17 protein-coding genes are annotated in these 23,075 nt (G+C 56.6%); 9 read left to right on the top strand and 8 right to left on the bottom strand.

All coding sequences use genetic code 11. The features are described from left to right. Positions 1-75: 75 nt before the first annotated feature. The 8 genes from LQZ21_RS05020 to mtnN all read right to left on the bottom strand — a co-directional run bounded on the left by LQZ21_RS05020 (position 76) and on the right by mtnN (position 8,055). On the bottom strand, positions 76-1,227 hold the full coding sequence (locus tag LQZ21_RS05020) for a glycerate kinase family protein (RefSeq protein ID WP_411043117.1): 1,152 nt from the start codon (positions 1,225-1,227) through the stop codon (positions 76-78). Between the two features lie 66 nt (positions 1,228-1,293). After that, complete coding sequence (locus tag LQZ21_RS05015) at positions 1,294-2,685, bottom strand: GntP family permease (RefSeq protein ID WP_411043115.1); 1,392 nt, start codon at positions 2,683-2,685, stop codon at positions 1,294-1,296. 319 nt (positions 2,686-3,004) lie between these two features. Continuing rightward, the gene (gene rhuM, locus LQZ21_RS05010) at positions 3,005-3,991 is read right to left on the bottom strand and encodes a RhuM family protein (RefSeq protein ID WP_411043113.1); all 987 of its coding nucleotides are present in this window, start codon (positions 3,989-3,991) and stop codon (positions 3,005-3,007) included. Further along, the gene (locus tag LQZ21_RS05005) at positions 3,988-4,692 is read right to left on the bottom strand and encodes a hypothetical protein (RefSeq protein ID WP_411043111.1); all 705 of its coding nucleotides are present in this window, start codon (positions 4,690-4,692) and stop codon (positions 3,988-3,990) included. Before LQZ21_RS05005 ends, rhuM begins: the two co-directional genes overlap by 4 nt. After that, complete coding sequence (locus LQZ21_RS05000; protein ID WP_411043109.1) at positions 4,689-5,810, bottom strand: AAA family ATPase; 1,122 nt, start codon at positions 5,808-5,810, stop codon at positions 4,689-4,691. Before LQZ21_RS05000 ends, LQZ21_RS05005 begins: the two co-directional genes overlap by 4 nt. A gap of 2 nt (positions 5,811-5,812) precedes the next feature. Further along, the gene (locus LQZ21_RS04995; protein WP_411043107.1) at positions 5,813-6,517 is read right to left on the bottom strand and encodes a hypothetical protein; all 705 of its coding nucleotides are present in this window, start codon (positions 6,515-6,517) and stop codon (positions 5,813-5,815) included. A 340-nt stretch (positions 6,518-6,857) separates the two neighbouring features. Beyond that, positions 6,858-7,334 (bottom strand): S-ribosylhomocysteine lyase, encoded by a 477-nt coding sequence (locus LQZ21_RS04990; protein WP_411043105.1) that lies wholly within the window; start codon positions 7,332-7,334, stop codon positions 6,858-6,860. A gap of 10 nt (positions 7,335-7,344) precedes the next feature. Further along, on the bottom strand, positions 7,345-8,055 hold the full coding sequence (gene mtnN, locus LQZ21_RS04985) for a 5'-methylthioadenosine/S-adenosylhomocysteine nucleosidase (RefSeq protein ID WP_411043103.1): 711 nt from the start codon (positions 8,053-8,055) through the stop codon (positions 7,345-7,347). Between the two features lie 516 nt (positions 8,056-8,571). Here mtnN and LQZ21_RS04980 point away from each other — a divergent pair. From LQZ21_RS04980 to LQZ21_RS04940, 9 genes are read left to right on the top strand one after another with little or no spacing between them, the layout of a single operon-like run. Beyond that, on the top strand, positions 8,572-9,705 hold the full coding sequence (locus LQZ21_RS04980; protein ID WP_411043102.1) for a hypothetical protein: 1,134 nt from the start codon (positions 8,572-8,574) through the stop codon (positions 9,703-9,705). 3 nt (positions 9,706-9,708) lie between these two features. After that, positions 9,709-10,356, top strand: coding sequence for a tetratricopeptide repeat protein (locus LQZ21_RS04975; RefSeq protein ID WP_411043100.1), 648 nt, complete (start codon positions 9,709-9,711; stop codon positions 10,354-10,356). After that, entirely contained in the window at positions 10,353-10,880 is a 528-nt protein-coding gene (locus LQZ21_RS04970; RefSeq protein ID WP_411043098.1) for a hypothetical protein, read from the top strand. Before LQZ21_RS04975 ends, LQZ21_RS04970 begins: the two co-directional genes overlap by 4 nt. Next, entirely contained in the window at positions 10,877-12,295 is a 1,419-nt protein-coding gene (locus LQZ21_RS04965) for a TolC family protein (RefSeq protein WP_411043096.1), read from the top strand. Before LQZ21_RS04970 ends, LQZ21_RS04965 begins: the two co-directional genes overlap by 4 nt. Then, on the top strand, positions 12,288-13,697 hold the full coding sequence (locus LQZ21_RS04960; protein ID WP_411043094.1) for an efflux RND transporter periplasmic adaptor subunit: 1,410 nt from the start codon (positions 12,288-12,290) through the stop codon (positions 13,695-13,697). The genes LQZ21_RS04965 and LQZ21_RS04960 overlap by 8 nt, the downstream gene beginning before the upstream one ends. Further along, positions 13,669-15,204, top strand: coding sequence for an Ig-like domain-containing domain (locus LQZ21_RS04955; protein WP_411043092.1), 1,536 nt, complete (start codon positions 13,669-13,671; stop codon positions 15,202-15,204). Before LQZ21_RS04960 ends, LQZ21_RS04955 begins: the two co-directional genes overlap by 29 nt. Next, entirely contained in the window at positions 15,201-16,772 is a 1,572-nt protein-coding gene (locus tag LQZ21_RS04950; RefSeq protein WP_411043091.1) for an Ig-like domain-containing domain, read from the top strand. The genes LQZ21_RS04955 and LQZ21_RS04950 overlap by 4 nt, the downstream gene beginning before the upstream one ends. 52 nt (positions 16,773-16,824) lie before the next feature. After that, positions 16,825-19,887, top strand: a complete 3,063-nt coding sequence (locus LQZ21_RS04945) for an efflux RND transporter permease subunit (RefSeq protein WP_411043089.1) — start codon at positions 16,825-16,827, stop codon at positions 19,885-19,887. After that, a complete protein-coding gene (locus LQZ21_RS04940; RefSeq protein WP_411043088.1) occupies positions 19,887-23,051 on the top strand; it encodes an efflux RND transporter permease subunit in 3,165 nt (1,054 codons plus the stop codon). Before LQZ21_RS04945 ends, LQZ21_RS04940 begins: the two co-directional genes overlap by 1 nt. Positions 23,052-23,075 lie beyond the last annotated feature (24 nt).

Below are 23,075 nucleotides of genomic sequence, written 5' to 3'. Positions count from 1 at the left end.
GCAAAAGGCGAAGAAGGGAGAAAGGAAGAAGAATTAAGAGGAAAGAACGAGGAAGAATGCCCATTCTTTCATTCTTCACTTTTCATTTTTTCCATCCCGGAAGCTGGTTAGGAAGCGCAGGAGGTTATCCATGGTGAGGCTCAGATCGCTTTTGCAGCGGGTTCGGGCTTCCGGGAAGGGGATCGCCCGGCGGTTGGTGCTAAAAATCGCCCGGACCCCCTCGTCATAGGCCCCTTCAACGGCATCGCCGATATCCCCCACAATGGCGATTACCGGGACCCCCTGCTTCTTCGCCCGCCGGGCCACGCCGATCACCACCTTGCCCCGCAGGCTCTGGGAATCGATCTTCCCTTCGCCGGTAAGGACCAGATCGGTTCCCGGCAGCAGGCGGTCAAAATTCACCGTATCCAGCACGGTCTCGATGCCCATCTGGAGCCGGGACCCGAAAAAGGCGACCATGCCGCCCCCCATGCCGCCGGCGGCCCCCGCGCCGGGAAGGGCGGAAACATCGATCCCCAGTTCGCGGATCACGGCTGCTGATACGGCACGAAGTTCCCGGTCCAGGAATTCCACCATGGCGGTGTCGGCGCCCTTCTGGGGGGCAAAAACAAACGCGGCGCCCTTGGGGCCGTAGAGGGGGTTATCAATATCAACCATGGTGATGATCTCCGCGGCCAAGAGTTCCGGCGGCAACCCGGATCTATCGATCCGGGCAATACGGGAGAGGGTTCCCCCCAGGGGGATAAATTCCTTGCCGTCCCGGTCAAAAAAGCGGACCCCCGCAGCCGCAGCGGCTCCGGCGCCGAAATCATTGGTGGCGCTCCCCCCCAGGCCGACCACTATCTTTTTGCAGCCCCGCTTTGCCGCGTCCAGGATCAACTGCCCCACCCCATAGGTAGTGGTTTTATCCGCCTGGAGCCGATCCCCCACCAGGGGCAGCCCGGCGCAGGCGGCCATTTCGATCACCGCGGTACTGCCCCCGTCGATAAGGCCGTAAAAGCCCCGGATGTCTTCCCTGTAGGGCCCCTGAGCGGGGATAGTTATTTTTTCACCCCCCACCGCGGCCAGAAAGGCATCGACGCTTCCCTCTCCGCCGTCGGCCACGGGGATGGAGAGCACTTCCGCGCCGGGGTAATACCGGCGGATCTGTTCTTCCATGATCGAACAGATCTCCTGGGAACTCATGGTACCCTTAAAAGAGTCGGGGATTAGGATGATCTTCTTCATGGAAGAATCTTGCTCCTTCAATACCGGGGCTGTTTCAAAACTAACGCCCTGAGACAGCCCCTAGGGTTAATGCAAAATAAGGGAAAGGATAAAGACCCCTGCCATACCGCAGAAACCTTCAATCAGGGTCGCGGTGGTCTGGGTCTTGTAACCCTGCTCCGGCGTCATGCCGCCAAAGTTGGTAACCACCCAGAAATATGAGTCGTTGGCATGGGACACGGTCATGGCCCCCGCGCCGATGGCCATGACGGTTAAGGCGGTCCGCGCCGGAGAATCAAGTCCCAGCGCTCCCAAGAGGGGGGCCACGATACCGGCGGTAGTGGTAAGGGCCACGGTCGAGGAACCCTGGGCGGTTTTTAAGATCGCCGAGAGGATAAAGGGGAAGAAGATCCCCACCACCGCCAGGGTCTGGGAATTTCCCGTGATAAACCCGACGATACTGGTGGAGGCGATAACCCGGCCCAGCACTCCCCCCGCGGCGGTGATGAAGAGGATCGGTCCGACGACTTTCAATGTTTCATTGGTTATCTCATAGAAACGCGCAAGTTTTTTGGCCACGCCAAGCTGCCAGATCGCAAAGATGACCCCCACGGCCAGGGCAATGATCGGCGTTCCCAGGAAGCTGCAAATTTGGAACAAAAATCCGGTCCATTTTGCCATAGAGGCAATCGAACCTAGGGCCATAAGGAGGATGGGGACAATGATAGGCGCCAGGGAGATACAACCGTTGGGGAGTTTACCGTAGGCGGCCACCAATTCCTCATAGGATTTGGTAACCCCGTCGATGTCGATATCCTCCGAAGATTTTACCTTGCCGCCGATGTACCGGCTATAGAGTATGGCGCCGATCAGGGCGGGAATAGAGACCAAAACCCCCAGACCCATGACGAGGAGCAGATTGTTCCCCACTCCCAGGGTATTGGCGGCGGCTATCGGTCCGGGCGTAGGGGGAATAAACACATGGGACGCATAGAGCCCGGTGGAGAGGGCAACGGTCATGGCCACACTGCTCACTTTGGTCCGTTTTACCAGCGCCTTGCGGATGGGATCGAGGATAACAAAACCGGAATCGCAGAATACCGGGATGGAAACCACCCAGCCCATAAGCTGTACGGCCAGTACCGGGTGTTTCGGCCCCACCACCTTGATCACCATATCCGCCAGCTTAAAAGCCGCCCCGGTTGCCTCCAGAACCGTACCGATCAGGGCGCCCAGGATGATGACGATACCGATACTGGTAAAGGTCCCGGAAAAACCCGCTCCGATAACATTTGCAATACCCTGAATGGTATTTCCGTCCGCGTCCTTCACGTTTACCAGGGGGATACCGGCAATCAAGCCGAAAAGAAGGGATACGGTCATAATCGACAAAAAGGGATGTATTTTGAATTTTGAAATAGCGAGGATCATTGCCACAATGGCAATAATAAAAACAACAATAAGACCAAAACCAGACATAGCTGCCTCCTCAAGAATAATAACAATTTTTTCAGAACCTGTGTTTTGAAACCGGCTCTTGGAACGATTTATACATTATATCAGGGGTTTTCAAATTCGTAAATGAGAAAGATAACAAATTTTTCCGATTTATTTGGGACGGCGGCCCTTGAGCCTTTATGGCGCTAAAGCCGTGCCGTGCCGGGGATTCCCCCTACTCACTACCGGTAGAATCTGCCTATGGAGCCTGCGAACCTGCGGTTCTTGTCTCCTCCGGCAGGGAATTCCAGAGAGGTGAGCAGGGGGAATTCCCGGCACGGCGCGGCCAATTGAAATAGGCTCAAGGGCCGCCTGGCAGTGGGTTTTTATGCTTTAGTAAGGAGAGGTTATCCTTCTGCGTTCCGCCTTGGAAGACGTCGAATCGGAGGTGGCCGTGGGGATGAATTTTCCCCTCCGGCGGGCGTTCAAGCCGTTTCGCCCAGTCTTCCATGGTCATGGGTATCTTCCGTTTTGCCATATCCTCGGCGAGATCTAAATAGGCGCTGACTATACGCCCCAGGGCTTCCAGTTCATCCTGGGTTAAATAGTTTTTGGCGATTACCACATCGGATTTAATGATTTTTCCGTCAGGCGCGTCTTCCCAACTGGTCAAGCCCATGTGTTCCCTGCCGGCGTCGGCGCGTTGGTATATCAATTCCGCCGCCGCGTGTCCGTGGATGGCCCAATGCAGCTTATTTTGAACCTTGGCGAAAAAATTAAGGGTGGTCTTGGCGCTTTTATCGTAATCCAGGGCGGTGGCGTAAATATCCGTGATTTTTTGGTAGAACCTTCTTTCCGACAGGCGAATTTCACGGATTTTTTCAAGCTGGCGTTCAAAATATTCGCTGGTGAGTATGGTCCCGCTGTTTTTCAGGCGGTCCACATCCATGACCCAGCCCTGAATGGTATAATCCTTGGCAATTTTATTCACCCATTTGCGGAACTGGACCGCCCGCTCTGAGTTGACCTTAAACCCCACGGCTATTATGGCTTGCAGGGCGTAATGCTTGGTATTATAGGATTTGCCATCGGCGGCAGTTATTAGAAAATTTCTAATAACTGAATCTTCTGATAATTCCCTGTCTTCAAATATTTTTTTTAAGTGGTAATTTATGGTCGGAACTTCAACGTTATACAGCGTGGCAAGCATTTTTTGCGTCAGCCAGATGTTTTCGTCCTGATACCGCATTTCGACAGACTGCGGATTGTCCCCCATGGCGGCAACAAAGGTAAGGTACTCCGCCGCCGATGAACGGATGGTGATTTGTTTGGGAGGGTGTTTTTTCATGGGATAAGTCCATCCAGACAGGTTAACAATTCATTCAGACTGTTGTTGCGGTTACGGACATTCAGGTAGAGATTTTCATAATCCAAAACATATACTGTTCGCTCTACCTCCCATTTTTTCTTGTTATAATCTTTTCCAGCGATTTGATATATTTGCTTTAGCGCAAAGGAAGGGTGATTCACGGATTCTGTTGAAGCAGTAGTTATATCAAAGCCGATTATTGAATTAACATGAGAAACGGTTAGCGATTCATCTATCAATGGATAATGATTTTCTTCCGCCAAAAACCACGATTCGATTTCTCTGATGGCCAGAAAGATTTTAACCGGTAAAGCGGGATTGTTAGGCAACTTCAAATTTATGTTTGATTTAAGCAACTCTATATCGAGCAATGGATAAACATCCCGTATGCCCACAATGTATGAAAAGGACTCGCGCAACAAACCGAGGAACTGTTCTCTAATGTCTGATTTAACCGTTGAGTTCTCATTCCCCCCTTGACAATCATAAATTCTGAATAAGTATTCTGTAAAAGGCGCCGCATCCACAGAACGGATGGTACGAATCCGGCGCGATCCTTCTTTGCCGGAGAATCGAAGCTCTTCAATGGCAACTTTTGCGTGTCCGAATATGTGCCGTACTAACTCATCGGCGAATATTTGCTCTGTTTGGCCTTCAACAAAAACCGCAACTTTTTTCATGTTTTTTGCCACTCCGAATTAAGATAATCAGTCGCCAAAAAATCAAAGTTGTTTAGGCCCATATATTCAAATTCATCAAACTTTTCTTTTGAATTTTGGTAATTGAAGACTTTGCATTCACCTCCGGATCGCTGAATAACCTGCCAATATTCAAGCGATACATTGTTCATCACAAAACGGTCGTTGGTGGACATGATAAGCTGGATGTTATCATTTTTTTCTGCTATTTCAATAAGCAGTTTTATGAGTTTTGAAGAACGGTCAAAGTCAAGGCCCTCGCCAATGTCGTCAATGAGGATGGTTGCCGGTTTTTTCATCATAATATGGTATGACAAATGTATTATAATGGATAAGGCACGGAACATTCCTTGCGACATATCTTTTTGAACAACAAAAGTACCTCTATCTTTTTCAGAAGCAAATAGCGTATAATCCTCGGAGCGGACATGATTACTTAAATATTGCCAACGTTGGATATCAATATCAGTTAAGTCATATCCAATACTGTTCATTAAAGACAAAACATTTTTTTTGAATTTATTGTCAAATTCAAGTTTTCCTACAACAAATACTTCAACAGAATTGTCCGAATTGCCATCAAGGATGATATTTTTATCTTCGATAGCTTTCCCGTACTCTTGATTCATTGATGAACCAAAAGAATGATAGCGTACATTATCTGCCCATTCATGTATTTTTTCCAGATAGGGATATTGTATCATGTCTCGCCGTGATATAACCAGTTTATTTTCAGGTGATTGAAACTCAATTTCCTTTTCTTCCTGCACAGCAAATATTTTTCCTCTACCTGCGGCATCACGAGTTATCTTAACAGCATTATTAATAATAAGTTGTTCCGCTACTATTTTCCCATTTATCTCTAGGATATAGGAATAAACGTCAGAACCATCTATAAATTCAATATTATAGTTTGCTTGGTTTTTGAAGCCTTTGTCTAAAATAAGGTAGCTCAAAGTATCAATGACTTTCAAAGTGCGCGTTTTACCGGTTGCATTTTTGGCGGCAAAAAGATTAATTTTTCCAAGCTCAAATGGTTTAATCGCCCAATATTTTTTATCATTCTGAAATTCAAAGTATTCTATTTTCCTCAGCAACATTATCATTCTCCTCTTGCATTCTCCACAATAAAGCCTTCTCGAAAGCTGTCTGTTGGAATTATAACCCCCTCAATATTTTTATCAAGGGTGATCGCTATTGTATCATCATTAATTTGTTCTATAAGCCGGTCTTTTTGACCAAAATATTGAAAAACAATCCTTACTTCTTTCTGATACCTGTATTTCTCAGACTTTGAAAAAATATCTAAATTGACGTTATTTTTTAAATAATCAAAATACAGAACTTTACGAAAACATGGATTATATTTATCAAGTGATTTCCTGACTGTATTTATAAATTCCACGGGATTAAAGAAAAAGAAAACATCGTCCCAATCTTTTTGCGTTAAAATAGAATCGTCATAAATAGTTTTTTCTATAATATCTCTACTTGTGAAAAAGGAAAGACAAAATATATATGTATTTCTGCTGTAGTTGGGAAAGCTATGAACAGGACCCGCTATATTTGAAATTTCAAACGTTTTACCATCTTCTATTGCAGGGTGAGAAAAATAAAATTTTGTATTTTCATCTGGATGAAATATATCAGAAACACCTTCGTTTTTATCACCTATATTATTATCAGCTTCATAATCTTGGTAATATTCAATAGTCCTAAACCAAATTTTTCCCTCTTTTATGTTTTTTAACCAAGATTCTTTTCCAAATTTTATCAAACCGAAAGAATCATCTGTAAATTCATTCATTTGTAACCTCCATCGGCCTTATCATAGACTCAATAAACGCAATTTCCTTCTGGGTTAAGCCGTATTTCTTGTACAGTTAGTTCTCCTTTGTCAACTTTTAGATGGTATGGCTTGCCGTCCGTCGGCCTCCTCTTCCCCCGTTCATCAGGCCGCCGGCCCTTGCGCCTTATGACACTAAGGCCGTGCCGTGCCGGGAATTTCCCCCTGCTCACCTCTCTGGAATTCCCTGCCGGGGGAGACAAGAACCGCAGGTTCGCAGGCTCCGTAGGCAGATTCTACAGGTAGGGAGCAGGGGGAATTCCCGGCACGGCACGGTCAAATGAAATAAGCTCAAGTACCGTCAGCCGGGGTAATTCAGATTCTCCTTGCCCGCCTTACGCAGCACTTCGGCGTAGCGCTGCGCTTCCCATTTGGCCATATCCAGGTTCTGCTCCCGCCAGTTCCCGCACTCCGCCGGATCCGCGCCGGGGATGGGGCCGTCAAAGGCCTGGATCCAGTCCAGCATTTCCCGAATCAGGGGGAGTACTTCCGGGGAGCTCCGGTCCCCTTCCAGGATAACGTAAAAGCCGGTGCGGCAGCCCATGGGGCCGAAATACACCACCCGGTCTGCCCAGTTCTTGTGGGAACGGAGAAAGGTGGCCCCCAGGTGCTCAATGGTGTGGAGGGCGGGCATATCAATAACCGGCTCCTTATTGGGCTCCTTGAAGCGGAGGTCGAAGGTGGTGAGGATGGTTTCTCCGAAACGATCCTTCCGGGAAACAAACACCCCCGGTTTTAAACGCAGGTGATCGATCTGAAAGCTCGCGATTTTTTCCATACAGGTCTCCTTAATAGTTTTTTACAATCCGTTGTACTATCTCGCCGGAATGACGGGAGGCAATGGGAAGGAATTCGTTGAAGGCAACCGGCGATTCGGCGCCGGCGATGTCCGAAAGGGCCCGGATGATCAGGGCGGGGACCTTGAAAAGGTAACAGGTTTGGGCAATGGCGGCTCCTTCCATTTCCACCGCCTTCAGCGCGGGGAAAAGCTCCCGAACCCGATTGATCCGTTCCGGCTGATGCATAAAAGTATCCCCGGAGCCGATAAGTCCCCGGGCATGGTTAAACCCCGGGGGAAGCAGGTTTTCCTGTTTCAACTGGTCCACCGCCTGTTCCGCCCGCCGGATCAGATCCTCGGGAACGGGAAACACCGCCGGCATCCCCGGAATCTGGCCGGGCACATAATCAAAGGCGGTAACATCCGCATCGTGGTGGATAAGGCCGTCGGAAATGATCACATCCCCGAATTTCAGGCCGGGATCTATGCCCCCGGCGGATCCGGTATTGATCACCAATTCCGGCTGGTACTGGTGGATCAGCAGGGCGCAGCCCACCGCGGCGTTTACCTTGCCGATGCCGCAGCGCAGTAAAACCACCGGCTTCCGCCCGAGTTTTCCGGTGATAAATTCAAACCCTCCGGCAAGCTCCGATTCGGCGTCTTCCAGGGCGGAACGCAGCAGGATGACCTCGTTTTCCATAGCTCCGATAATACCTATCATGGATAACCTCTCCTTTTAAAGTATAAAAAAAACACTGCCTGTACAAGCCGGCGGGCGGCACTTGGGCTTATTTCAACTGACTGTGCCGTGCCCGGGAATTCCCCCTGCTCACTACCTGTAGAATCTGCCTACGGAGCCGGCGAACCTGCGGTTCTTGTCTCCTCCGGCAGGGAATTCCAGAGAGGTGAGCAGGGGGAATTCCCGGGCACGGCACGGCCTTAGTGGCATAGGGCTCAAGGGCCGGCGGCCTTACGATGGGGGAAGAGGAGGCTGATGGACGGCAAGCTTCGCTTGGCCGCGGTATTTTTGGGGGAAGCAGGAGGGAATTCCCGGGACGGTAGGGTTTTAGCGGCTTAATGGACGGCAAGCTTCGCTTGGCCGCGGTATTTGGGGGAGGGAGCCGGGTAAAAGCGGTTTTATAACGGAAGTTTTAAAACAAAAGTATTTTAAAAAAAATTCACCTCGACTAAAGCAAATCCCCGGGTCAATGCCTTAATACTTCCGGGGGTATTTATCATGAATATGATTCTTTTGTTCAAAAAAGCTGGCCGGGGACCGGCGGTACTGCTCTGTGTCATGCTGGCCGCTTGCTTTCCGGAAAAACCGCAGGGGATCCCGCCAGAACAGGGGGTGGTGGCAGGGGAGAACCTTTCCGCTGGGGCGGGGGAGGCCGGCGCCTCTACCGCGGCCCCGGGGGAGGCTGAGCCCCACCGGGCGGTTCCGGGAGAGGCCGGGTCCTATGCGGCGGCCCTGGAAAAAGCCGGGACCTATATATCCGCCCTGGAAGAACTTGCCGAGACGGAACGGTCTGGCGGTTTTACGCCGGGGATGGGCTTAAGCGAATCCATGATCCGGGAATGGTCCGGCGATTACGGCGGGGCGGTGATCGCCGCCTACAAGGAACTTTCTTGGGCCTATGGATACGGCGCCGGAGTAACCAGGGAGGCCATGGCGGAGGGGCTTGAGAAGGTGTTGGCCCTGTACGAAGGGGGAGGGGAGAATTCGGCTCTCGACAACCCTGCCCTGGGGGAAGCAGAACGGGCCCAGGCCCTGCTCGCCGCCCGAGGGGTGCTGGCCTTTCATAACGGAGCATGGACCCAGGCGCTCTTGTGTCTTGAGGGCCTGGATACGGGGGATGAACCCGATGCTTTTATCCGGTGGATGGCTTTGGTCTGCCGCCTTGAAACGGGGGAGCCTTTTAACCAGATCCTGGGCCTCTATGGGGCCATCCGGGCCCGGTATGAGGGGTTTCCTGAATATTGGTACCGGGGGGCCCGGCATTTTTCAGGACACATTCGAGGGGAATATGCCGAGCGTTGTATCAACCTGGCCCCCCGGGGGCCTTTTGCCGGGGACTGCCGGGGGATTCTGGCGGAAACCGTGGGCCTCTCCGTTAACGAGGGTAGCAGTATCAAGACCCGGGCGGAAATCGAGGAAGCAATTACCCGGTCGGTGGCTTCCGGGAACCCCGGGGTGTTAACGGAACTGTTCGGCCTGCTTTCCCTTCAGGACAATCCCTTCACCCTGTATACCGCCGGAGCCCTGCGGGCCCTGGTCATCCAGGAGGATTTCAAAAACTGGTTCGTCCGGGAAGCGGCCCGGGCCTCGGGGCGTTTGGCGGAACGGCTGCTCTATATTTCCAGGGGGTAAAAAATGGGAAAAAAAGCGATTTTTCGGGTCCTGGTGATCCTGCCGGTTTTTTTCGCGGCCTGTCATTCCCGGAGAGTGGACGAGGATACCCTGCTGCTCTATGCCCGTTCCGAGGCGGCCTACGAGGAGGGGCGGTTTGAGGAACTTATTTCCCTGCTTTCCGGGGTCCGATCCTTTACGCCGGCCCTGGTCCTGCGGGGAAAGGCGGAATATTTTTCCGGCGATTCAAAAGCCGCCGAGGGGACCTTCCGCAGGGTCCTTTCGATCCGGCCCGCTTCGGTGGAAGCCTCCCTCTATTTGGCCCGGCTGCTACGGGAAAAGGATGAGGGCGAGGCGGCGGAAGGGATCATTACGGCCCTTCTGGAGGATGATCCCGTCAATGTCCGGGCCCTCAGGCTGGGGGCGGAAATTTACCGGGACAAGGGCCCCGCCGGGGAAGGGACCGCCGCGGCCTTGCTGGACCGGGCGGTGGAGGCCTCCGCGGAGTCAGCCCTGGTGTTTGTGGACCGGGCCCGGATCCGCTGGATTGGTGGGAATGGGGAAGGGGCCCTTCGGGACCTCCTGAGCGCTAAAAGTCTCCTTCCCTGGGATACTCCCCTGTTCCGGAGTATCGAAAATTTGGAAGCCGTCATTCGGGAGGCCCAACCATGAAGATAAAAAGGTCCCCTTTTCTCCATGGGGTACGGAAGCCGCTGCTTCCCTGGCTTTTCTTATGGGGGAGCCTGGCGCTCCTCCCGGGGTGTCTTTCCCTGGGTTCCTCCCCGGGCAATTCCTGGTCCTCCAAAAACCGGTCCAAAATGGCCGGTACCCTGCGCCTGGAAACTGTTTCCGTGGATAAGCCCGTGGACAAAGCTTCGATAGAAAAGGAGATCCGGGGCAGGGCGCCCCTCATCTTTTTGAAACAGGGGTATCTCCTCGTGCCGGAAGGGGAAGCCACCCGCTACCGGGCGGATATCCGGGCCATCGAACGGGAATATGTCTCCGGCTGGAAGACCCGGCGTTCCCTCTCGATGGAGGTTTTTATCTGGCAGGACGAGGCGGAGTCCCGGGACCCGGTTCCCCTGGCATCGGGCAGGGCCGCGGGAGCCGGGCAGGCCAGTTTGTCCTCCTCCCCGGTGGTGGATCGCCTGTTGAAAACCGCGGTTAAAAGGGCGCTTGGGGCGTTAAAAAAATGAAAAACCAGGGTGTTTCGGCGATACGATCATGGGGGAAACCCTTTTTTCTGGCCTGCCTTTTCACGGCGGTTTCCGGGCTTGGGGCCGAGGAGGGGATCGGTTTTGCCGAAGCCGCCCTCATGGCGGTGGCCGCCTCCGACGAGCTCCGGAATGAATACGCCCAGCGAAACCTTCGGGAAGGGGCCTGGATTCTGGGACGGCGGGCCTATTTTCCCCGCCTATCTTTAAGTGTTTCCGAGGATGACCGGGTTTCCACCATAGGGAACGATTCTTTTTTAAAAAATTACGGGATCAACCTGGATCAGCTCCTCTGGGACGGGGGGAGAACCGCCATAAGCCGGTCCGTGGAGCAGGCGGAACTCACCCTGCTGGGGGCCCGGTTGGAGCGGATGGCCGGGGAAATCGCCGAGGCTGCCCTGGGGGCATACCGGAATGTACTGTATGTGCGGGCCCAACTGGCCATTCGGGAGGCTGCCCTGGAAGCGCTGCGGGAACAGCGGACTATCCTGTCCAGGGAAACCGAGCTCGGCCTGGCCCTGCCCGCGGATTTGACCGGCGCGGATCTTACCCTCGCGGGGGAAGAGATAGAGATCCTCTCCCTTAAAATGGAACTGGAGGAGGCGGAACAGCAGCTGGCCGAGACCTTGGGGCTGGACCGGCTTCCCCCCCTTTTGGAGGCCGTGGATGTTCGGCGCTCCCCGGTCTTACCCGGGGAAGCGGAGATCCGGGGCAGGGCCCAGGCCAGGAATCCGGACCTTACCGAAGCCCGGTACGGGATAGTGAAAAAACAGGCGGAAGCCCGGTATGCCCGCTTATCCTGGATGCCCACCATACGGTTGACCGGCGGATTCAGCCTCAACGGTCAGCGTTACCCCTTGACGAAGTATGGCTGGACCCTGGGGCTGACCGTTGAATTTTCATCCCCCTGGTTTTCGGCCGGTATCCAGGGTTCGGCCGGCAGGGAACCGCCCTATGACCGAAGCGCCCGACTGCAGAACACCCTGTCCCCCCTGCCCGAACCCGCGGAGGCCATGACCAGCCGTTCCGCGGACCTGGCCCTTGCCCTGGAACGGAAAAAATTCCAGGTGAGTTTTGAGCAGGTGGGCCGTATGGCGGTATTGGCCGCGGAAAAATGCCGGCTTATCAACCGGAAACGGCTCCTGGCCCTGGAATCCCTGGAATTGTCGGCGAAACAGTTCCGTCTCGCGGAACTGCGCCTGGACCTGGGCCAGATCACCCGGCTCGATCTGATGGAAGCCCGGCAGGAACATACCCAGCGGGAATTGGCCCTGGTGGAAACCGCCATAACCCTCCTGGAGGCGGAACGGGAGCTGGAACGTTTCTTGGACCTCCGGCCCGGCGCCTTAGCGGCATTTGCCGGCGAAACCCATATTCCCGGAGCTTCCTATGAATGATACGCTCCCTGCCCGCGTTTTTACCGGGCTGGTTCCCGGAACCGGTTCCAAACGGAAAGGCCCGGCGGGACTTTTGCTTCTTTTCGCCCTGATCCTGCCGGCCTGCGGCTCCTCAAAGGGGGAGGAAACCGAGGCCCCCCGGCAGGTCCGGGGGGTGGTGATTGGGGAGCGGGATATCCCCCATGAGATCGGCGGATTCGGGACCCTGTCGTTTCTTAAAAAAGTGGATGTGGCCGCTCCCCAGGACGCAATAGTGGCCGCCCTGTATTACCGGGAAGGGGATAAGGTCCAAGCCGGGGATACGCTGGCGCTTTTGGAGAATCCCCAGATTTCCCTGGCGGTGGGCAGGGCGCAGAATACCTTTTCCCAGGCCAGGGCAGCCCAGGACCTGGCCCGGTCCCGTTTATTGGAAGGGGAATTTCAGGCGGAAGCCCAGCTCCTCAACCTGGAAAAGGCGGAAGCCGAATTGGAACAGGCCCGGAAGATCCATGAAGAGCAGAAACGGAAACACCGGGGGGAAGAAGCCCTCTACGAGGCCGGGGGGGTTACCGAAGAGGCCATACGGACCGGCCGTTTCTCCCTGGATTCGGAGGAGGAGAAGATCCGGCTGTTGGAAAAGGATCTGGAGATCCGCCGCATCGGCTTCCGGAATCAGGACCTGAGCGCCGCGGGACTTCCCCTGCCCAAAAATGAGGGGGAACAGCGGCGTTTGTACATAGTCCTGGCCACCGCCACCCTCCGGGCCGAATTCCAGGCTGCCCAGGCCAGCCTTCAGGCGGCCGCCAAGGAACTGGAATCGGCGAAACTCGCGGAATCGGAACTGGTGATAAAAAGTTCCCTGGCCGGAACCGTAGGCGCCCTCTATATGGAAGTGGGGGAACGGGTAAAGCGGGAGGATAAGATCCTGACCCTCATGGATACGGATTCCCTCTACGGGGTATTCCCGGTGCGGGAGGAGGATGCCCTGCGGCTGGAGAAGGGTATGGCCGCCACGGTAAGTCTGGACGGAACCGGGGGAACCTATGCAGGCGCCGTGGATTTGGTAGCCCCCATAGCGGACAGTCAGTCCTTTACCTTCTCCGTGCGGGTCCTGCTCTCCCCGGAGAGTATCGCCGGCGGAACGGGCCTGCCGAAACCGGGGATGTTTGCCCGGGTCTCTATCACCCTGGGGCCGCCCCGAAAGGTGACGGTCATCCCCGATTCCGCCATAGTGCATAAAAAAGACAACCAGGGGGTGGTTTTTGTGATTAACGGAAATACCGTCCATGAACGGGAAATACGTTTTGGGATATCCCTAGGGGAAGATCGGGAGATTGAAGCCGGCCTTCGTCCCGGGGATCTGGTGGTGGCGCGGCCCGATGGGGGATTACGGGATGGGGTATATGTTTCGCTGGTGGAATGATCCCGGAGTTTCCGGGGCCGCAGGGGTACATCCCCGGATAGGGCCGGCGGCGTTAATCGGCCTTTTCCTCCTGGGTTCCTGTGCCGTGATCGATCTGCGGCCCATCGGGGTAGAGACCATTCCCCGTGAACCCTACGAGGTCCTGGAGGATTACTATACGCCGGTGGTCCTCTCCTTTGATACGGAGATGGTTAAAACTACGGCCCAACAGGCGATTTCGGTGAGTTTTTCCAGGGGGGTCGTGGAGGGGGATCTCCGGTGGCAGGGGAATACCCTTTATTTTACCCCTGCCGCGGGGTGGATCGCCGGAAGGCGGTATACCCTGAGCCTTACCGGGGAGATCTACGCCGCGGACGGCCGGGAACTCAGACTTGCCCGGTACCTTCCGTTTTTCGCGGTCTCCCGGGCCGAGCTTCCCCGGCTTGATTCCTTTTCCCCCGCCGACGGTGCTTCCGTGGGGGTGACGGCGGAGGACGGGGGGACGGTTATACTAAATTTCTCCCTGCCCATGGATCGCCGGAGTGTGGAGGAGGGCTTTTCCCTGGACGGGGCGGGGAACAAAAAATTTGAATGGGACGGGGACGACCGGATCCTCAGGGTCAGGACCGATAAACCCCTATCCCCCTGGACCACCTACCATTGGAGTCTGGACCAGGCCCTGAGCCGGGAGGGAGCGCCCCTGGCAAAACCGGTGTCCGCCCAATTTACCACCGACCTGGATCGGTCCCACCCGGTGGTGCTTGAGGTGTTCCCCCTGCTGCGAGGGGATCCTCCCGAAACAACGGCGCCTGTCCCGGAGCTTTTTCCGCCCTGGGTACGAACCGGCGCCGATATGGAGAACGGCCTGGGGAGCGGTCAGGGAATAGGGGTTCGGTTTAATAAACCCATGGATGAGGAAAGTATGCGGAAGGCGATCCGGCTGGAACCTTCCCTTTCGGGGAATGTGGAAATCCTAAGCCCTTCTTCCCTGGTGTATGTTCCGGACCGGGATCCGGAAGCTGAAACCCGCTATACCCTCACGGTGTCCGGCGATACCCAGGATACGAGCGGATTGCGGATGGGGGTGGATTTTATATGCTATTTTACCCCGGATATTCCCTTTTTGCGGATCCCTTCCCTGTCCGTAAACGGACAGCCCCCGCTGGCGATGGATGCGGGCGATGGTTCCGGGTATTATGCCTTTCCCCTGGAAGGGATCACCGAAATAACCGGGATCACCCTGGAGTTTTCCCTTCCCTTTTCCCCGGAAGCTATGGTTGCCACGGTCCTGGAAATTTCGCTGGATCCCTGGTTTCCCGCATCCCTGGGTTCGGCGGTCCTTAAGGCCGCTGCCTGGTCTTCGGAAGATACCCTTTTTATGGAATGGGAAGGGCTTGAACCGGGAACGCCGGGGGAACCCCATTTTTATCGGCTCACCATCCCCGGCGGGAAAAGCGGCATTTCCAATGGCCAAGGTTCCTGTCTAAAAGATACCCAACATATCTATATGGAGGTTTTGGATTCGTGAAAAAGATCGGATATGCTTTTTTTACGGCCCTGGCAAGGATATTTTTGGTAAGCCTGCTCTTTTCCTGTGATATCCTCAGGCAATCCCCCTTTGAAGTTGCCCAATGGAGTCCCGGAACCGGGTACCACGGGACGCCGGAGCGGATCAGGGTTTCGGTTTCCTTTTCCCATGATCCGGATACCCTCAGCGTGGAACATTCCTTTTCCTTAACCGAAGACGGTTCATCGGTGAACGGTTCCTTTGGGTGGTCGGGGCGGACCCTGGTTTTTACCCCCGCGGTTCCCCTGGAACTGAACCGGGATTATGTGATAACCATCCGGGAAGACGCCCAGGATCAAAAGGGGATATCCCTGGATGAGCAATTTGAAGCCCCCTTTACCACCCGGGGTATGGGCAAACGTCCGGTGGTTCTTTCCGTGGACCCCCAGGATATGGGGACGGTGCTGGATCCCTGGCAGGAGATCCGTATGGAATTTTCCGAACCCCCCCGGGTTACTTCCTGTGTTAACGCCGTTTCCTTTAGCCCCTCCTCAGGCGGTTCCTGGCGCCTGGAAGCCGGCGGCTACCGGGCGGTTTTTGCGCCCCAGGAACCCTGGGTTATGGGCACGACCTACCGTATACGGGTTGCCCCGGATTTTTCCAGTTCCCTGGGGCTTACCCTGGGAAAGGAATTTACCACCTATTTTACCGTGGGGAATGACCAAACCCCTCCCCGCTTAACAGCGGCCCGTGCCCTGGACCCGGAGGGAGCGGCGGTGATGGAGCTGGTTCCGGCGGGGGACGGTCCCTTGCTGGGGGAAAATCCCCGGTGGGAATCCGCTTATCGGCTCGGGCTGGAATTTTCCGAACCGGTGGATACGGCGGATCTCAGAAACCGCCTGGTGGTGGAAAAGGCCTTGCCCCTGGAGATGGAAACCGAATCGGGATACGCCGACCGGGTGGTGTTTAGTTTTAGTAAAAAACCCGAGTATTTAAGTTCTTTCCTTATCAGAATAAACGCCGGGGTCAAGGATAAGGCGGGAAACGAAAGCACCGATCCGGTAAGTTTCCGGATCAGAGCGGACGGTCCCTATTCCAAGCCCCCCGCCCTGGCAGGTATCCGCCTACCCATGGCTCCCGGCGGCCTTGGGGACGAAACAACGGGTAATCCCCTGCCCCCGGAACAATACTATCAAGCAGCGGCTTTTTCCGTGGACGAGCCCTTCCAGGATTTACCCATCCTTCCCGGGACCGGCCGGTACCCCTATACCGAATCAACCCCAACCTGGATAGAACTCTATTTCGACCGTGCCCCGGGGGCGGAGATAGACCTCCTCTCCCTGATGAACCTCTTCCGGGTCGACGCCACCCATAATGCCCTCTCCTTTTTCCCCCGGAGTATGGAGGCCGGGAATTTTTCCGTTCCCACTCCCCCGCCGGGCTGGGAAGCATATTATCGCATAAATGTCAAGGGGTTTTTGATTAATACCACCGATCCGGGGGTCGTGGTTTTTCAGATAGCTTCCGGCCTTCAGGATAATTTGGGGAACCGGAACGAAAAAGTCTTTCGGCTTCCGCTTTTAAAATAGGGACGGCTTCAAAAAACATGGGTGATGAAACCGGTTTAATAAGGATATTACCGTGAAGAATTTGATCCGATTTTGTGTAAACCGTCCGGTAACGGTTATCATGACCATGGCCGCCCTGGTTTTTGGGGGCGGCTTTGCCCTTTCGGTACTGCCCCTGGATAGGCTGCCGGATATTTCCTATCCCCGGGTTACGGTGGAGGCCCTCTACCCCGGGATGGGCGCCGCCGATGTGCGGTCCATCCTGACCATACCCCTGGAGGATGCCCTTTCGTCGGTCAAGGGCCTCCAACGGCTGCGGAGCGTTTCCCGGGACGGGGCTTCGGTGGTGGTACTGGATTTCCGGTGGGGGACCGATCCCAACGGCGCCTCGGTTTTGGTCCGGGAGGCGATTGACGCGGTCTATCCGAATCTTCCCGAGGGGGCGAAGAAACCCCTGGTGGTGCCCGGGGACCCTACTGAGGAACCCCATAGCATCCTAGCGGTGGTTTCCCCTGCCGGGGACGGGGTTTTTGCCCGGAATTTGGCGGAATATGAGCTGCGGACCCGGTTCAGAAGGATAGACGGGGTGGGTACGGTGATCCTGGTGGGCGGGGAAAACCCCGAAGCCCGGATCACGGTGGATATACCCCGGTCCCTTTCCGGGGGGCTTGGACCGGTTGATTTGGCCCAGTACCTTGCCGCGGAAACCGCGGATATCCCCGCGGGAAACGCCCGGGAGGGGGATATGGAACTGGTGGTGGTTAGCTCCGGCCGCCCCGGTTCGGTGGAAGAACTTGCCCGAATTCCGGTCCCCGCCGGGCCGGTGCCGGTCCGCCTTTCGGATCTGGCGGAATTGACCCAGGGACGGGCCCGCCGGAAGAGCCTTTTTCTTTTTGATAACCGGGAGCAGGTGGCCCTGGAGATATACCGCCGTCCCGGAGCTGATCCGGTAAAACTATCCCGGGATATCGAAAGGGTCCTGGGGGAGGCAAAAACCGCCTTTTCCCGGGACCTGGAACTCGCCCTGGTATACGATTCCTCCGGCATTATCCTGGAGGGGGTAAAAAACTTAAGTATTTCCGCCCTCCTGGGGAGCGCCGCGGTTATCGGGACCCTGATCTTTTTTATTCGTCAGGTACGGTACAGTATCCTCACCGCCCTTTCCATCCCCCTGTCCGCGGCGGCGGCCCTGGTCTTCCTCGCCCTTACCGGAAGATCCCTCAACAGTATGAGTCTGGGGGGAATCGCCCTGGGGATTGGCCTGGTCTCGGATACGGCGGTAATAGTTCTGGACCTCCTCCACCGGAATTTCTCCGGCCGCTCCCAACCGCCCCCGGCAGAGGAGATTGGGGATTGCGTATCCACCGTGTCCGGTTCGAGTTTCGCCTCCACCCTCACCACTGCGGTGGTTTTTATCCCCATCGTCTTCCTCCCCGGCCCCCTGGGCGCCCTCTTTGGGGATCTGTCGGTTTCTTTGGTTTCCTCGATTACCGCGGGGTGGATCTTTGCCCAATGCGCCCTGCCGGCCCTCTTTGGGCTTTTCTATAAATGGTCCCCCAGATCAGGACTAAGCCGGAAAACTTCCCCCCAATACCGGCGTTTACTTGCCTCCACGCTGCGGCATCCCGGCAGGGTAGTTTTTTTTGCCCTCGGTTTTAGCCTGGCCGGCGCTTTCATTCTGCTGACCCGGCCCGCGGCTTTTGTGTTTCCCGACAAGGCCGGGGAAGTGGAGGTGAGCCTCACCTTTCCCGTTGGTACGGACCTGGAGGCGGCGGGGAGATACGGGGTACTCCTCTCCCGGGCCCTGTCTGAGCTTCCCGCCATACAAAAAACCTTTGGCCGGGGCGGGGCGGAGGAAGAGGATGTGGGCCGCCGGGCCGATACGGATTACCGGCGGGAGGAACTCCGGCTCCGGTGTATCCTACGAAAGGGGGCCGAACCGGTCAAGGCCATGGCGGAGATCCGGCAGGTCCTGGAAGGGTCCGTTATTTCCCAATTTCCTGCGGGAACAGTGGGGACTGCCGCCTATCCCCAGGACAGGACCGAACGGCTCCTGGGGATTTCCCCGGGTCATACCCTGGCCATCCGGGGTAAGGACCGGGAAGAGGCCGTCTTCCGGGCCCGGGAGGCGGCGGAATGGGTGGACCGTTCCGCCGGTCCCGGATCAGCCAATCTGCGGCCCTCCGGCGCCCGGCCGGAACTGCGGATCTACCCGGACCGGGAGGCCGCCGCCCACCTGGGGATCTCGGTGATGGAGATGGCGGAAATGGTTCACGCCGCCACCGAAGGGGTGGTGGCCGCCCGGCTGGAAATCGACGGCCGGCCCCTGGACATCCGGGTTGCCGGGGATCTCCGCCGGGATTTTTCAAAACCCGAAGCCCTGGTGGAGGCGATTCCCCTGGGGGCCGGGGAGGGGGGGCCGGTTTTTTTAGGGGTCCTGGGCAGGGTCGAACAGACCCAGGCCGAGGCGGCCCTGGCCCGGCTGGACCGGGGGGACGTGATATACCTGGACGCCCTTCCCCGGCCCGGGGCGGAAGCGGAGTTGTCCCGGGTTATGGACGAGTTAAGCAAAACCCCGGGGATCTCCCGGGCGGATGAATCCGCCTTTATCCAATACCGGAGCTCCCTGATGGTTACCCTGTTTTTGGTGCTGATCCTCTTGTATATGACCATGGGGGCCCAATTTGAATCCTTTTTGCTTCCGGGGATCCTGATGTTAACCATACCCTTTTCCCTGGCCGGAGCCGGGCCGGCCCTGCTGATCACCGGGGCCGGCCTTGATTCGGGCTCGGTCCTCGGCTTGGTCGTGCTTTTCGGCCTGGCGGTGAATAACGGGATCCTGCTCTACGAGACCGCCGTGGAAAAGATGGGCCGGGGCCTTCCGGCGGCAGCCGCGGTTTATTCCGGGGCCGCCGAGCGCTTCCGGCCGGTACTGGCTACCACCCTGACCACCCTCTTTGCCCTGCTGCCCCTGGTCATCTCCCCCCTGGGTTCAAACCAACATTCCATGGCATCGGCCATGCTGGGGGGAATAGGCGCCGCCGTCCTGCTTACCCTCTTTGCCCTTCCCCCCGTCTTTATTTCTTTTCTTAAGGCGGGGGACCCGGTGAAAAGCCCCCGGGGAGGATCGCCCTGATGCAAAATCCGGTATCCTGGCTGCAAAAACCTATAGCCGCCCTCTGTATGATCTTTGCCCTTACGGTGCTTTCGGTTTTTATTATGGTAAGCGGAGGGGATCGGGGGGAAAATCCACGGGGAAATCCCGGTTATACCATTATCTTGCGGCATTATGGGGTAAATGCCCGGGAGATGGAACGGACCGCGGCTATTCCGCTGGAGGATGCCCTCTCTTCCATCGGGGGGGTCAAAAAAATCATGACCCTCAGTGAGAACGGAAAGGTCCGGGCCTTTGTCCATTTTGGGCAAAAGGTTCCCGGCGCGTATGAGGCGGTCCGGGAAGCGGCCCAGGGGGTCTACGAGGCATTGCCTTCATCGGCCCAACGGCCGGAACTCCTCTCCTCCGACGATTCTCGGCTTCCCCTCTGGACCGCGGCGGTCTTTAGCGCCGATGATGACGCCCTGGGACAGTACCTGGAACGGATCGTTAAGCCTGCCCTGGAAGCCCTGGACGGGGCCGGGGAAGTAGAAGTTTCCGGTATCGGACTCCCCGAAATCGTCATCGCCCTTAAACCGGAGGAAGCCGCCTCCCGGGGGCTTGACGCCTCCCTGATCGCCGGCGTTCTGGGAAAAAACGATCTCCTCCTTCCCGGCGGGTCTATCAAGAGCAACGGCCGGGATATCCTCATTACCCTGGACGGCCGTTACCAGGATTGCCGGGCCTTGGCGGACGCCTGGATCCCCCTTCCCCAAGGAGGGGTGATCCGGTTACGTGATACGGCCCGGGTGTATGAACAGAACCGGGAACCGGAATCATTCTCCCGGCTTAACGGAAAAAGCGCCGCGGTGATCGCCGTCCTTCCCGGATCCGACGCGGACCCGGCAAAACTCTCGGGCCTTATCCGGGGGGAGCTGGAAAAATTTACCGATCTGCCCCTGGAATTCCAGGTGCTTTCGGATCGGGGCGCGGAGGAAACCGCCGCCTTTGGCTCGGTATTGGCCGCCGCCCTGCAGGGGGCCGCCGCGGTAGCCCTCCTGGCGGCCCTCCTCGGTAAGGCCGGTCCCGGTTTTTGGGGCCGGCGGCGGGCCTTCCTGGCCCTGGTTTCCGGGTTAACGGTTCCCTTTATCTGCCTTCTGTCGGCGGCCCTTTTGTCCCTCCTGGGGTTTTCCCTGGACCGGGGGCTGCTGGCGGGACTTTCCGCCGGGGTGGGCGCCGCGGTGGACGCGGCCATCCTCAGTTCCGAAGGCTTGGGAAAAGCCCGGACCATTGAAGAAGGCAGGGAACTCCTTACGGATCTGCACCTTCCCCTGGTATCCGGTTCGGTTACCACCATGGCCGCCCTGTTACCCCTGATCGCCATGGAATCCCTGGCCGGCGGCATCAGTACCCTGGCCTGGGCCATCGGAACCGTTACCTTTCTGGCCCTTCCCACGGCCCTGGTCCTGGTTCCGCCCCTCCTCCTGTGGGGGCTAAAAAAAAGCCCCGGCCCGTTCCCGGCGGGAACGGGTGCCCGTAAAAAACAGGGTAATCCCGGGGGCCGATCCCCGGCCTTATTTGGGGTGTTGGGATCCTCTCAAAATAAAGATTTTTTCGCCCCATCCCGGGGGGGCTTCTTCTTGTTTCTGGCAAAGATAAAAAGGAAAATAACCAGGAAGGGGCTGCGGCTTCTGGCCGCCCATCTGCGGTTTTGCACTGCCCGGCCTTACGGGCCCCTGATTGTATGGGGTCTTGTTTCCGCCGGAGGCATTACCGCCCTCGTCCTTGCCGGAGCCGATGTGGGTACCGAAAGCTCCGCCCGGTCCCTGTATGCCCAGGTTGAATTTGAGGGAGGCCTCAGGGCGGAAGAAGCGGATCGACTCCTCGCCCCGTATGCGGAGGGGTTAACGGGACATGAAGGGGTAGAGACGGTACAAACCGTGGCGCGGACCGCTTCGGGGTCGGTCCTCGTAACCTTTGATCCCCGGATCATCCCCGCCGATAAGCTTCGGAACCTGGTCAGAACCCAGGGTATCCCCGGCGGCTTTGTGTATATCCCGGAAATGTCCTCCCGGGAACGGATCTGGGAGATCAAGGTTACCGGGGATGATGACGAAACCTGCCGGGAACTGGCGGAAGCCGCGGCCCGGCTCTGCGGGACCATACCCCTCATCCGGGAAACGGTCCTTAACTTTAAAGAAGGAAGCCGGCGGCTTACCCTGGTCCCGGATCGGGAACGGCTGTTAACCGCGGGCATTCAATTTTCCCAACTGGCCGACCGGGTCCGGCGGGGGGTTCACGGTCCGGTGGCCTATAAACGGATAAGCCCGCAGGGGGAGACCGATGTCCGTATCCGGGGCCGGGGGATCGCCGCCCTTTCCCGGGAAGAGATCCGGGGGCTGCTGGTGGGATCGGGAACTGCCCGGGAGGCGGTACGGCTTGATTCCCTGGTTAAAAAAGACAGCGGACCCGAGGCGGAACCTTCCGGTATCCGCCGGGAGGATCGCCGCCGGATAGCCTCTATTTCCATCAGGACCAGTCCCATGGACCCCAGAGAGGTCCGGGATCAGGTGATGGCGGTCCTTGACGCCATGGAACTGCCCCCGGGCTATACCCTGGAATTTGACCGGGATGCCATTGCCGCCGCGGAAGCCCTTTCGGGAACGGTTTTTTGGTTTTTATTGGCCCTCATCTTCTGTTATATGGTGATGGCCGCGGAGAACGAATCCTTTGGCATTCCCCTGGCGGTACTATCGGTGGTACTCCCCTCCCTTTCGGTCCCCGCCCTGGGAATGGCCGCCTCCGCCTTTCCGATTACCGCCTCCGCCGCCTGCGCGTTTGTCGCGGTGAGCGGCATGGCGGTGAACGCCTCGGTTTTGATCACCGATGAAATCCGCCGCATCCCCCGGTGGAAAAAAAATAAACGGGACCTCACCCCGGACCTATACCGGGCCCTCAGAAGAAAACTTCCCCTCCTTTTCGCCACCGGCGGTACCACCATAAGCGGGGCGGCCCCTTTCCTGTTTTTAACCGAAGAAACCAATTCCCTGATCCGGAACCTGTCGGTGGTAAGCGTCCTGGGGGTGGGGGCTTCTCTGTTTGTCGGATTATCCTTACTGCCCGCGCTGCGGGTGTGTTTTTCAGCATTGTTTTTTACCTTTTGTCCCGCCAGGGATAGGGGGAAAAGTTCCGCTTGTGCGGAATAGAGGCTCTCATACACGAGGCCCAAA

The sequence above is a fragment of the Treponema sp. TIM-1 genome (genome assembly GCF_046533115.1).
Taxonomy (GTDB): Bacteria; Spirochaetota; Spirochaetia; order Treponematales; family Breznakiellaceae; genus JAIRMO01.
Note: the sequence above shows the minus strand (reverse complement) of the source record. Positions and strands in the feature narration are given on the sequence as shown.

Excerpts from the sequence above, each read along its gene's own strand:
- LQZ21_RS05020 (WP_411043117.1), bottom strand. The coding sequence starts at position 1,227 with ATGAAGAAGATCATCCTAATCCCCGACTCTTTTAAGGGTACCATGAGT.
- LQZ21_RS04975 (WP_411043100.1), top strand. The coding sequence starts at position 9,709 with ATGGGAAAAAAAGCGATTTTTCGGGTCCTGGTGATCCTGCCGGTTTTT.
- LQZ21_RS04965 (WP_411043096.1), top strand. The coding sequence starts at position 10,877 with ATGAAAAACCAGGGTGTTTCGGCGATACGATCATGGGGGAAACCCTTT.
- LQZ21_RS04980 (WP_411043102.1), top strand. The coding sequence starts at position 8,572 with ATGAATATGATTCTTTTGTTCAAAAAAGCTGGCCGGGGACCGGCGGTA.
- rhuM (WP_411043113.1), bottom strand. The coding sequence starts at position 3,991 with ATGAAAAAACACCCTCCCAAACAAATCACCATCCGTTCATCGGCGGCG.
- LQZ21_RS04955 (WP_411043092.1), top strand. The coding sequence starts at position 13,669 with ATGGGGTATATGTTTCGCTGGTGGAATGATCCCGGAGTTTCCGGGGCC.
- LQZ21_RS05015 (WP_411043115.1), bottom strand. The coding sequence starts at position 2,685 with ATGTCTGGTTTTGGTCTTATTGTTGTTTTTATTATTGCCATTGTGGCA.
- LQZ21_RS04960 (WP_411043094.1), top strand. The coding sequence starts at position 12,288 with ATGAATGATACGCTCCCTGCCCGCGTTTTTACCGGGCTGGTTCCCGGA.
- LQZ21_RS05005 (WP_411043111.1), bottom strand. The coding sequence starts at position 4,692 with ATGAAAAAAGTTGCGGTTTTTGTTGAAGGCCAAACAGAGCAAATATTC.
- LQZ21_RS04970 (WP_411043098.1), top strand. The coding sequence starts at position 10,353 with ATGAAGATAAAAAGGTCCCCTTTTCTCCATGGGGTACGGAAGCCGCTG.
- LQZ21_RS04940 (WP_411043088.1), top strand. The coding sequence starts at position 19,887 with ATGCAAAATCCGGTATCCTGGCTGCAAAAACCTATAGCCGCCCTCTGT.
- mtnN (WP_411043103.1), bottom strand. The coding sequence starts at position 8,055 with ATGATAGGTATTATCGGAGCTATGGAAAACGAGGTCATCCTGCTGCGT.
- LQZ21_RS04995 (WP_411043107.1), bottom strand. The coding sequence starts at position 6,517 with ATGAATGAATTTACAGATGATTCTTTCGGTTTGATAAAATTTGGAAAA.
- LQZ21_RS04990 (WP_411043105.1), bottom strand. The coding sequence starts at position 7,334 with ATGGAAAAAATCGCGAGCTTTCAGATCGATCACCTGCGTTTAAAACCG.
- LQZ21_RS05000 (WP_411043109.1), bottom strand. The coding sequence starts at position 5,810 with ATGTTGCTGAGGAAAATAGAATACTTTGAATTTCAGAATGATAAAAAA.